10 protein-coding genes are annotated in these 12,159 nt (G+C 35.8%); 1 reads left to right on the forward strand and 9 read right to left on the reverse strand.

Annotated elements, in window-relative coordinates; translation table 11 throughout:
* Nucleotides 1-95 precede the first annotated feature (95 nt).
* The 5 genes from BW964_RS13815 to BW964_RS13835 form a co-directional block, all read right to left on the reverse strand.
* Complete coding sequence (locus tag BW964_RS13815; protein ID WP_076508057.1) at nt 96-974, reverse strand: tyrosine-protein phosphatase; 879 nt, start codon at nt 972-974, stop codon at nt 96-98.
* A complete protein-coding gene (locus BW964_RS13820; protein ID WP_076508058.1) occupies nt 971-1,618 on the reverse strand; it encodes a thiamine diphosphokinase in 648 nt (215 codons plus the stop codon). The genes BW964_RS13815 and BW964_RS13820 overlap by 4 nt, the downstream gene beginning before the upstream one ends.
* Complete coding sequence (locus tag BW964_RS13825) at nt 1,608-2,177, reverse strand: cob(I)yrinic acid a,c-diamide adenosyltransferase (RefSeq protein WP_076508060.1); 570 nt, start codon at nt 2,175-2,177, stop codon at nt 1,608-1,610. Before BW964_RS13825 ends, BW964_RS13820 begins: the two co-directional genes overlap by 11 nt.
* Nucleotides 2,178-2,373: 196 nt before the next feature.
* Nucleotides 2,374-4,794: a TonB-dependent receptor plug domain-containing protein gene (locus BW964_RS13830; protein ID WP_076508061.1), complete on the reverse strand. Its 2,421-nt coding sequence runs from the start codon at nt 4,792-4,794 to the stop codon at nt 2,374-2,376.
* Between the two features lie 336 nt (nt 4,795-5,130).
* Complete coding sequence (locus BW964_RS13835) at nt 5,131-5,715, reverse strand: hypothetical protein (RefSeq protein ID WP_123911939.1); 585 nt, start codon at nt 5,713-5,715, stop codon at nt 5,131-5,133.
* A 185-nt stretch (nt 5,716-5,900) separates the two neighbouring features.
* Between BW964_RS13835 and BW964_RS13840 the strand changes: the two genes are divergently transcribed.
* Nucleotides 5,901-6,392 (forward strand): DinB family protein, encoded by a 492-nt coding sequence (locus BW964_RS13840; RefSeq protein ID WP_076508064.1) that lies wholly within the window; start codon nt 5,901-5,903, stop codon nt 6,390-6,392.
* A gap of 221 nt (nt 6,393-6,613) precedes the next feature.
* On the opposite strand, the gene BW964_RS13845 is transcribed toward BW964_RS13840, so the two are convergent.
* The 4 genes from BW964_RS13845 to BW964_RS13860 form a co-directional block, all read right to left on the reverse strand.
* Nucleotides 6,614-7,714: a linear amide C-N hydrolase gene (locus tag BW964_RS13845; protein WP_084175879.1), complete on the reverse strand. Its 1,101-nt coding sequence runs from the start codon at nt 7,712-7,714 to the stop codon at nt 6,614-6,616.
* Between the two features lie 13 nt (nt 7,715-7,727).
* The gene (locus BW964_RS13850; RefSeq protein WP_076508068.1) at nt 7,728-8,678 is read right to left on the reverse strand and encodes a helix-turn-helix transcriptional regulator; all 951 of its coding nucleotides are present in this window, start codon (nt 8,676-8,678) and stop codon (nt 7,728-7,730) included.
* Entirely contained in the window at nt 8,678-10,405 is a 1,728-nt protein-coding gene (locus BW964_RS13855; protein ID WP_076508950.1) for an ABC transporter ATP-binding protein, read from the reverse strand. The genes BW964_RS13850 and BW964_RS13855 overlap by 1 nt, the downstream gene beginning before the upstream one ends.
* Nucleotides 10,406-10,572: 167 nt before the next feature.
* Nucleotides 10,573-11,652, reverse strand: a complete 1,080-nt coding sequence (locus tag BW964_RS13860) for a baeRF3 domain-containing protein (protein ID WP_076508069.1) — start codon at nt 11,650-11,652, stop codon at nt 10,573-10,575.
* Nucleotides 11,653-12,159 lie beyond the last annotated feature (507 nt).

Here is a 12,159-nt window from a genome sequence, read left to right on the forward strand (position 1 = left end):
GAATTACGAAATGCAAAATTGCTAAAAAAGTTTGATTTTTAAGCGTTAAATTTATTATAAATTTAAAAATGACATCCTGCAAAAACCGCTACCGATTATTGATTCGTGAACTTCTTAACATATTCCACCCTCTTATTTGGCGAAATACCCAAAACCTGTTGAATATAAGCATCCATTGAGCCATATTTCTTATTGATTTCACCAAAGGCCGCATCCAGGTAAGCAGGCTCCACCCAGCTTAGTTTTTCCAGAACGCTGAGGTCCATTTGAGGATAGAGAAAATGGAGGTGATCTGCCAGTTTTAGCCTTTTAAGAACCAATTTACTTCTGTAATTATTGGATAAAAGATAGTCATTATAAATTGTTGCCTTATCAAATTTTAAAATCGTTAAAATTAAGGCCGTTGTGATTCCCGTTCTGTCTTTTCCGGCAGTACAGTGATAAAGAACGGGATGATCAGAGTCCAGAATTTCAGTAATTATTTTTCGGATCACTTCAGGATTCTCCGTCACATATTCGCGGTAGAAATCAATCATTCTTTTATCTGCATCAGAACCGTTTACTTTTCCCTTTAAAACCAGCTTTTTGGCCTTGGTAAGCTGATCTCCTTCATCTTTAAAGGCCGAATATTTTTTATAAACAATTGCATTGGGAAGCTGGTCGGGTTTATCAGATATTTCTTTTGAATTTCTAAGATCAATCACCTCTTTTATTCCCAGATTTTCCAATTCCCTGAATGATTTTCTCTTGAGTTGATGAAGATGTCCGCTTCTGTAGAATATCCCTTCTTTTAAGGTCCGGCCCTCAGAATTTTTGATATTTCCTACCGTCCGAAAATTATTTACTTTTTTGATTTCAATAGGATTTCCTGTTTCATTTTTTCCATATTGAGGTTTCGCAAAATCCTGTGTTTTACAGGAGAAAACACAAAATATTGCGATGAACAGGACTGATATTTTTATGAATTGTTTCAATATATTGAGGGATATTCTATTTCATTAATTCCTACAAAAAACAACAGATCTCCGGATTCATACTGAATGGAAACCTCATCTTCAACCGCAAAATTCCTGGTTCCTATTCTCGAAGTAATGCTTAAACTTCCGTGAGTCAATGGCCAGTTCAATCCTGTTGTCGTTATATTTCCAACGGACGGAAAAGGATACAATGAAATCATTTTATTTTTAACGCCTTTTAGCTTAAAATTGTTTGGAACAAAATAATATTCTGAAAATTCGTCGTAGAATTTAAGGTTCATTTTATCTTTAAAAGCATAAGCAACCGTTAGATTTCCTAAAAAATGATCTTGTTCACCTCCGCTTCCCCCGAAAACATCAACTTCTGTAAAGCCTTTTTCCAGAATAATTTCCAGAGCTTTATGAAAGTCTGTTTTATCCTGATCCAAAGTCAAGATAAATTTATCCTGATACACACTTTCATCCGATCCCGAATGGGAATCAAAATCACCGGAAATAAAGTCCAGTTTCTCTAGAGGAAAACCTAACTGCTTTAAATAATGAAAAGCACCGTCAGTACAGGCAATCAAACCATATTGACCGGGATCCGGAAGGGTTTTTGGATGATCTCCATTGATGAAAAGTAATACTTTATCTCTCATTCGGATTCCAGTATTCTTCAGGTTCGTTGTTGATTTTTGAAATATATCTTGCTAAAACAAAAAGATAGTCAGAAAGTCTGTTCAAGTATTTAATCAGTTCGGGACGTACTTCTTCAGATTCGTTTAAGAAAACTAGAGAACGTTCTGCTCTTCTGCAGATGGTTCTTGCTGCATGTAAAAATGTTGCCGGTTTTCCACCACCGGGAAGGATAAAGTATTGAAGCGGTTCCAATTTATCTTCAAAAGAGTCCATCCACTGTTCCAATTCTTCAATCTCCGTATCTGAAATAATCAATGGAAGACGGGATTTTCCATTGGCCAGCATTAATTTATCAACTGGTGTTGCCGCTTCTGAACCTACGGTAAACAGATCAAACTGAATTTTCTTCAACTGCTTTAAAACGTCTTCATTCTCAATATGACTTTTAGAAATACCAATGAATGAATTGAGCTCATCTATATTTCCGTAGCTGTCAACTCTGGCACTGGCTTTGGAAACTCTTGTACCGCCATATAAAGCGGTCTGTCCTTTATCTCCTGTTTTAGTATAAATTTTCATCGTACTAAAATACCTTTTTTTGTATAAAGTACAATGTAAAAAGTAGTAATAACTGCCTCTTCTGCCTGAAAAAACAATTAGCAGACATCAGGAATTAATGTCTGCTAATATTTTCATATATAGGTTCTATATTTTTTTAGATTGCTTCCCTTTTGTTAAGTATGATAAAGCAAATGCCAATTCCTTTCTTTATAGATTAAAAAGTATAATTAACATTTAGCTGAAAAATTGTTCCGTTAAATCCGAACTGATTTACTTCCCAAGGATATCTGAACCTTCCTCCAAGATCTGTGACTACATCTCCTTTGCTGTCTATTACATCCGGATAAATATTAAATAAATTATTTACGACTCCGGAAACTTTAAGGTCTTTCGTGATTTTATATGTTAAAACAATGTCTGTAATTACTTTACCGGAAAATGTCTGATCTTTGGCAGGATCAGTTGCGTGCTGCCATGTAACAGAACCAAAGTAAGTATTATTAAGATTAAAGTTAAACTTTGAAATGTCATACGAAAGACTAAGAATAGTTTTTGTTTTTGGCCTTGCAGAGGTAATTCTGGATTGCTCTTTTCTATCAAAAAAGTTTTCTGAGTAACCATTTCCAGCCAAAATAGACGGAACTGCAATATTATCTACTATTTTAGTTTCGTTATAATTGAAAGCAGCAATAACTCCCAATCTTCCTTTGCCAATAGCCGAAGTATAATAATTAGCTACGAAATCTACCCCTTCAGTAACTGTATTTACAGCATTCGTGAAAAACTTCAGAGAGGTAATTTTATTATTGTCTAATATTACTTCCACAGGGTTTGTTATATCCGGACTACCCGGAGCTCCAGTCTTGTAACCAATATCTCCTGAGAAAAGCACCCGGTTTTTAATTTTTATTCTATAATAGTCTGCTGTAATAGTCAGGTTCTTAAAAGGTTTTATGGCAAATCCCGCAGTAATGTTAAAAGCTTTTTCTGCATTTAATTTTGCTACACCAAGATCAGATCTTACAATTTGAGAGTCATTATTAAAAGTACCCTGATTAGCAACAGTATTCCCTGTAATTTTGGTCTGAACATTGGAATAATAAATCTGGTGTAATGAAGGTGCCCGAAATCCTGTAGAAACAGACCCGCGGAAAACTAATTTATCATCCAGCAATTTATATCTTGCATTTCCTTTCCAGGAAACATTATTTCCAAAATCACTAAAGTTTTCATACCTCACAGTTCCTCCAAGTAACAAGTTTTTCGTAACATCCCATTCAGAATTAATATAAGCTCCAATATTCTGACGATTTTTATTGATTTCATTTTGAGGCTGCAGTCCTGGAAATGATTCTGCACCACTTCCTGTATAAGACGCTTCCTCTCCTGCCTTCGCCTGATAGTTTTCATTGCGCACTTCAACACCAGCTCCTAAAACAAACGTACCAAAATTTCGGTTGATATCTATGTTTCCTATAATATTACTAAACTGATGACCACCTGCTTTAAAACGGGTTGGTGAATTTGCACCCAAAGATGTATTAATGGTGTTTCCTACAACATAATCTACCGCATTAGAGCCAAAGGTTGCACTCCCATCAAAACTCCATTTTCCAAACATACCTTTCCACCCGGAGGTTAAATTATAATCGTAAACATCTGTTTTAAATTCCGGTTGAAATCCATTGTAAGGTTGTCCTTTTGGAGTTAATAAACCAAAATCTGTACTTACCCAATAGGGTGTTCTATACAAACCATAACTAGTTCCATTCCTGTAAGTTGTACCACCAAAAACATAAAACTTACCTGTTTCACTTGTTGGCAATTCAAAATTGACAAACATATTAGCAACTCTCGTCTCCGGTTGTCCTATAATCATTCCTAAACCAGGATGAGCCTGTGTCCAGGCATTATCCACACCAAAAAGTTCATCTTTTGTAACAGAACCTGCGCGGTTGGTTTTATTTTGAGAAGAATATCCCAATGTAAGATTCAAACTTCCATTTTTTGCAACTCTGATTCCTGTATTAAAATCTGCTCCGATATTAAAGCCGTCTCCTTTTGAAGTAATACCTGAAAAAAGATTGACTGTACTTTTTCCAACGCTGTTCTTAAGAATAATATTGATCACTCCTGCAATAGCATCAGAGCCATATTGTGCAGATGCACCATCTCGTAAAACCTCTACATTCTGTAAGGCAGCAGATGGAATACTTTTCAGATCTGTACCTACCTCACCTTTTCCGGGCGTATCATTTACATAAATTAAAGCGCTTTGATTTTTTCTTTTACCATTAACCAAAACTAATGTTCTGGAAGGACCTAATCCTCTTAAATCTGCCGGATCAAAGTGAGCCGTTGCATCAGAAACAGTTTGCTGTGATGAATTAAAAGAGGGTACAGCATACGTCAAAGCTTTATCAAAAGTAATCTGCCCCGTAGATTTTAGTTGTACAGCCGAAATATTATCAATAGGGATTGCAGAGGTAATTATAGTTCTAGGCTTAGTTCTACCTGTAGTAACCACGACTTCATCTATACTATTTTCTTTTACACCTTCCTGGGCATATACCATAGTACCCGCTCCACTTAATACTAATACACAGATTTTTTCATTAATTGCTTTTCTTTTCATATATTGTTAATAATGCAATAAATCTAGTGAAAATATCAATATTAAATATAAAATATGAAGATATAATAATAATCTATTTCCCAACTTATGCAATGAATATTATTATTATTCTATAAAAAATAAGACTTGATGTACAAAACATGAAGTGGCTTATTAATAATCTGAAAAGAAATAGTAATAACTTCCTATTCTGTCTGACAAAGTGAATAGCAGACAGTAGCATAAAATGATTTCATCTGTTCTAAAACGTATTTTTCAACAGATTGAGACTGCTTCGCGAATGGTTCTCAATGATTGTGTATAAAAAATGGCCGGATAAATCCGGCCACTCACAAATTATTTATTTACCTCTACGTACTGTATGATGGTCTGGTTTTTAGGGTTATAGATTATCGTACTGTTGTTGGGAAACCTTTTCAGTTTATAATATTCTATATTTTTATCATTTTCAATATCTTCCAGGAAATTGGTATCAAAAGTATTTTCAGGAAGAAATTTGGAGACAAAACTTATTTTGTCAATGATGCTTTGTCCGTCTATTTTACGGGCTGTTTTATCGGATCTGTTTTCATCGGAAGTAGATTGCTTTTCCAGAAAAGGAAGCAATAGCGCGATATCTGATTTGTATTTAAAGAGATATCCTTCGGAACCGTTCGGAAATTTAAACTTCTTTCCGGTTTCTTCTGAAACCACGGGCTTTCCGGCATCAGGAAATACCTGATTAAATTTTACGTCTTGAGAATTCGTCAGAGAATTAAGGGATTCACTCACCGTTTTCTTCACGGTCTCTTCTACTGCCTGTTGAGCTTTCTGCTGCACCGTTTCTGTGGTTTTCTGAACAGTCTGATCTATTTTCTCTTCAATCTTACTGCATGACATTAGTAGAAAAACAGGAATAACAGGCAAAATATACTTCTTCATTTCGAGATTTTAATAGCGTTGCATTCTTTTTACTCATGCAATTTACATTTAAACGGAGAAACATAGGTTTATATTTTAGTAAAGAAAAAAAATATTTTTTCATCATCAAAAATCCTACTGACAAACTGTTGTCATCACCCCCTCTTACCTTTGTATCAACAATAACACACTAAAACAATACCATTATGACAACTACAGCTACAGCCACAAAACAGTTTATGACTTCTGACCAATTATTAGAGCATTGGCAAGGACACAGAAATCTGACGAGAAGAGTAATAGAAGCTTTCCCTGAAAAAGAATTATTTGAGTTTTCTATAGGCGGAATGAGACCTTTCGCAAAACTGGCAGGAGAACTGATCGGCATCGGAGGACCCGCTTTAAAAGGAATTGTTGAAAAGAATATGGAAGCTTACAACGAAGATGGTTTCAGCCCGAAAACAAAAGAAGATATTTTGAAAAAATGGGATGAAGAAACTGAAGTGATCAACCATTATTTCAACCAGATCAGTGAAGAGCGTATGCAGGAAACTTTCAATCTATTCGGACAGTACGAATTCCCGGTGTATCAGAACATTCTTTATTTTGTTGATAATGAAATTCACCACAGAGGTCAGGGATATACGTATTTGAGAGCTTTAGGAATTGAACCTCCTTTTTTTTGGGAGAGATTTTAGGATCATTAATGCCTTTGCTTAGACTGAAAATGATGATTCAATTCAGACAAAAACCGGAAACGACAGAATGACAGACCCCATTATTTCCATTTTCCATTCGTTTAAATAGAAACTCCCAGATTTTATTGTTTTTATTTTTGTCAATGCGTTGAACTTTTTTATTCAAATGATACCAATTTCTAAAACTCCGGCTTCACCTTCGTGAAGCCGGAGTTTATATTTTATTCAGGTAAAATGTTTTTAAAGAATCTGATGATGTTGTCTTTTAGTTTTACAAAGGTTTCAGAGGTCCCGAATTCTTTGTTATCATATCCGATCGGAAATCCTTTCTCCACATATTCATTATTTTTATTCAATGTCAGAACCTGAAACTGATCATTGACTTTCCCCAGACTTTCGGTATGGATGTCTAAAAATTTTATTGAAGCATTTTTTGAGAAATCCAGCTTACGGATCTCGATGGTTTTGATTTCTTTTTTCAAATCAGAACGGAAGTACAGATTCATATTCTTTACATCAATCACGGTCTGCCATTCTCCTGCATGAATTGAATTCAGAATATTCCAGGCGTAATCTACCGGTTTCCTGTCATACTGATAGCTTTTAAGCATATAATAAGCCCTGTTGTAGCGGTCTTCCCATTTTCCCTGTTCTGCAAAATCAAACTTTTGCTGCCCGCCCAGAAAGTCAAATTTTTCAGCATTCTCAAAATCTTTTTTATATTGATTGTTGCATAAAAGAGGCATCGGCATGTCTTTGTCCGTTAAGACTTTATATTTTCCGTCAAGCAGAGCGATGGTAGCGGTATTTCCTTGGGCATCACTCAGAAAAAAATGACTTCCGGCAGCATTCGGCCACCAGTCTATGTTAGGCCCTTCATTCAGATGATTTACGACTTCCTGTACCGATTGATAATGGTCAAGCTGATACTGGATCCATTGAGCCCAGAACATACTCGGCTGTTTTGGGTTGAATACTTTTGTCGTTTCTTCAAGGTACAATTCAACAAGGAAAAGTCCCTTCTCATTCACTCCGTAACACGGAAAATCATATCCCAGAAGATTAAAAGTTACCGATCCGTATCGGGAAGTCCATTCTTTGGTATAATCGACATGATCGGTCGTTAGGTTTTCCCAGCTGATATTTCTCTTTTGAACATTCCGCTTGTTGACCACAATCATTCCGGGCATTGTTTTCCAGTTTTCATTGAAGCCCACCACACAATGGTCTTTTCCTTTTAATAAAAATACGGAACAGGCAGAAATAGCAGTAGAGCAAACGATTGCACTAAATAATAAACAACGTACTAATAAAAAAATCATAGATAAAATATTTTTACAATTTACTTGAAACGGCCGTAATCAGGTCTTTGAGACTATCTTTTAAAGATTCCGGTTCTAAAACATCAGCGTAATCTGCAAAGGTAATTAACCACCGTGGAAATCCTTCTTTGATCCAATCGGTTTCAAAGGTTAATTCAATTCCTTTTTCCGTTTCAACCTCTTGTGTTAATCCATAATATTTTTTAGAATTAACAAGATGCCCGATAATTTTTTTATCGACTAAAAGTCTGACCCTGGTTTTATTTCCGCCTGAGCTCTGTCTGTAATCATTGATTTGACCATATTCCTGTAAAAAGGGATTCAAGGTCTTAGAAATCTGCATGATCCGGTCTACCCGAAACTGCCTGAAATCATTCCTCAACGTGCAAAAAGCCATCACATACCAATAGTTGAACTCGAAAAAAACACCCACTACTTCAATGGTTCTGACAGATACTTTATCATCAACCGTCTTATACTCCACATTCAATTGTTTTTTTTCTGCAATACTTTCAAGGATCATGGGAATGATATTTCGGATATGGTCTTCAGTTTTGGGATGATCATTAAAAACATCGATTTGTTTTTCAATATTTTGAATTAAATCTTTATCTGAATACTTTAATACAGAGCGCACCTTTTCCATTGCGGTCTGGTAATGATTTCCCAAACTTTGGTGCAAAAATTTCTGCATCAGTTTTTCAGCAGTAATAAAGCTTAACACTTCTTCTTTTGTAAACATGACGGGCGGAAGTTTGTATCCATCCATCAGAGAATAACCGTTTCCTGCTTCTCCTATAATGGGAATCCCTGCATTCTCCAATGTTTTAATGTCACGGTAGATGGTACGGATACTTACATCAAATTTTTCTGCAAGATCCTGAGCTCTCACTACAGGCCTGGACTGCAGTTGAGTAAGTATCGCCGTTACCCTGTCGATCTTTTTTAAATAATGGTCACTCATTAATCCTCCTTATAAGTTTTTACCAGTCGGTCTAAATTAAGACTTCTCGCTGAGGCATCAAAAATTTCACGGTAAGTGCCATCCTTCCCATACAGATCATCATGAGTTCCGCTTTCTACAACCATTCCTTTCTTCATCACATAAATTTTATCAGAATCTAAAATTTGGGATAAGGAGTGGGAAATGATCACTACAGTCCTTCCCTCCTTTATTGCATCCAGTGAGTTTTTGATTTGTTCAGTAGCAATGGCATCCAAACTGGCAGTCGGTTCATCCAGAAAAATAATTGGTGGATCTTTCAAAAATAACCTTGCAATGGCAATCCTTTGCTGCTGGCCTCCCGAAAGTTGGGTAGCATCATGTTGATATTTTTCCGGCAGGTCAAGAATCTGGTCATGGAGATAAGCTTTTTTAGCAGCTTCCTCAATTTGTTCAAAGCTGGCATTCATATTTCCATAGCGGATATTATCTTCTATACTTCCCTGGAAAATATGATTTTTTTGCAATACAAGGCCAAGATCTCTTCTAAGAAAAGTATTGTCGAATTCATTCAAATTAACCCCATCTAAAAGAATGTCTCCTGAATCAGGTAAATAAAACTTACATAACAGATTGATTATCGTTGATTTTCCTGCACCACTTAATCCTACCAGAGCGGTTGTTTTTCCGTTTTCAATTTTCATAGACACGCCATGGAGTGCCTTTGTGCCATTGGGATAGGTAAAATCAACATTTTTCAGTTCAAAGGTCCCGATAATTTTCTTTTCAACGAAAGTTCCGTTCTCTTCTACTTCCTGATCGGCATCCAAAATATCAAAATATCCTTCTGCATAGATCATGGCATCGTTCATATCATCATAAATCCTGTGAAGCTGGCGTATCGGTGCCGAAACATTATTAAAAAGCATAATATGAAGCATAATCGCCCCTATAGTCATCTGCTGGTCCAGCACCAGATAAACCGTTAAGAGAATAATTAAAACAACCCCAAACTGTTCTAAAAAAGTTTTTAACCCATCGTAGATAAAGTTGGTTTTCCTGGTGAACATCTGGCTTTCCATAAGCTGCATCTGCAGATCATACTGCTTTTTGCCTTCAAATTTTTCACGGACAAAACTTTTGATGACCATGATGGAATTGATCAGGTTTAAAAGGCCTGATGTTTTCTTCTCCCGCTGATTTCTCAGCTGGCGGCGGACTCCACCAAGTTTTTTGGCCTGCAAAGAACTTATGTAGAAAAAGATGGGAACAATAATCGTGGAAACCATCCCTACATATACATTCTGCATGTACATAATAATCAAAGCAATGATAGCATTGGAGAAAAGGGGCAAAATATCAATAAAAAAATTCTGAACAAGCTTCGTTAAACTTTCGATCCCCCGATCAATTCTTATTTGCAGTTTTCCCGATTCGTGATTTTCATCATTAAAATAGGCAACTCTGTAGGTTAAAATTTTGTCAATAGCTGACTGTGCAAGGACAGAACTTACATTAATCCTTATTTTTTCGCCATAAAATTTTTGACCAAAATTGATAAAAATGTTAAGCAATTCTTTTCCTAATAAGATAATCGAAATAATGATCAACACATGAATCCCCTCAGACATGGGATACGGAAGTTGGGTTAATTTTGTCACCTCATCTACCGTGTACTTTAATACAATGGGATTCACCTGGGCTGCAAGAGCTCCCAAAAAAGTAAGAAACAAGGTTCCGTAGATCATTAAACGGTAAGGTCTGATAAAGGGAACAAGTTGTTTATAGATGCCAAATAAAGTGACTGTTCTGTTAAAAGGTTTTGCCATGAGCTTTTGATAAGATCTTAGTAAAAATAGTTTTTTTAAATAAAAAAAAGCTAACAAATGTTAGCTTTTATTGATATTGAGAAAGGTTAGTATCTCGTTTTTAAAACAATTTTCCCCAGATCAAGCAATTCTTCCTGAGTGGTAAAATGAACTTTTCCGTTTTTAGAAAGAACCTCCCAGGAAATAATAGAGACAATATCATCTACCACTCCGGGTTCTTTAGAGTCTTCAGCATACTCAAATGATCTGTCATCCGTTAATCTGACTGGCTGTTCAAAATCCTGATGGATGATCAACAACTCTCCTCTTCCATCCAGCGCAGCCTGATAGATCTCATGCAAATCTGTAAGAACCATTCCTTGTGAAACTGCTTCTTTTACTTCTTCAATCGCTGCTTTACGGTCTTCCTTCTGCTTTTCTTTAATAATTTCATAGGCTTGCTCTACAATATGATGCTCTTCTGCCTCTGAGTAATTTTTATTATCGTGACCTATATATATTGCAGGAAGGTCAGCCACTTCCAACAGTTTGGTGTAATTATCTGAAGTACTTATAACGATCACCTCCATGCCTGTTTTTTTATGGATTTCAACGACTGCTTTATCAATACGATTGAAATACTCTTTGATCTGGTTGTCGACCTGTTTTGCGTCGCTTCTTACCTCTGCACTAGTGATATAGAAAGGGTTTTGCGGAAAGGGAAATCCTTCTTCATGAATTTCAGTAATGATAGCGTCATTCATTGCTTCGTAAAGTTTTGTTCCGCTTTGTGCCAGCAATAAGATAAGATATTCCTGAACTCTCCCTACAGCCTTGATCAGTGGTCTTACAGAGAATTTCTCATCTACTTCTACCAAATTATCTCTTGATTTCCAGGTAGATTTTATAATTTCTTCTGTTTCATTAGAAAGGAATATATGCAGGCTATCTAAATTATACTGATGATTTATTTTGCCTTCAAGTTTTTCAAGCTTTTCTAATACTCCTGCTGCGGGTCTTTTTCCATATTCATCTATGACACGATTTTCAGCTTCCCTGATTAAGTTTTTAAGAACAATTTCGTCCTGCTGATTTTCGGGAAAGGTCCTGTGGGTGTTTAGCGAAATACTTACGGCAAGACCGGTGTTTTCGCTTGCTAGGTTTTGTAATTTTTCTTGTAGTGACATTTGTTTTTTTTAATTAATAATTACATGATTTATAGCATCTTAATGAAAGAATACAAGAAATAAATCAATTAACAATGTAACTGCAAAAATTAAACCCTTGCAACAATATCTCAACATATATCTTAAAAAGGTGAGATATATCAGGTACACAAAACAACATTCTTTCAGGACCGAGTAATTGTCCTTAGATCGCTTAGCAAGAAAAAAATAATCCGTTGAAAATTTTAATTATCCTTCGTAAAAATAGGTGGTAAGATAATGCAGTTCAGGCCTGCTGACGGCTTTAGATTCAGCTTCAGCCTGTTCCAGAGTATACTGAGAGGTCAGTTCTTTTCTTTGGAAAACAAAAGAATTATTCGCATTTTTATCCACCACCTCATTGAAAATATGTTCAATTTCAGAATTGGCAAGTGATGCAAAACTGGCATCTTCAAAACCGTACATCAGTCTCAGATCATCAAACTGTGCTAAGTTTTCATCTACAAATCCCTGAAGCTGGGCTTTTGA

This window comes from Chryseobacterium shigense, from assembly GCF_900156575.1.
Classification (GTDB): Bacteria; Bacteroidota; Bacteroidia; order Flavobacteriales; family Weeksellaceae; genus Chryseobacterium; species Chryseobacterium shigense.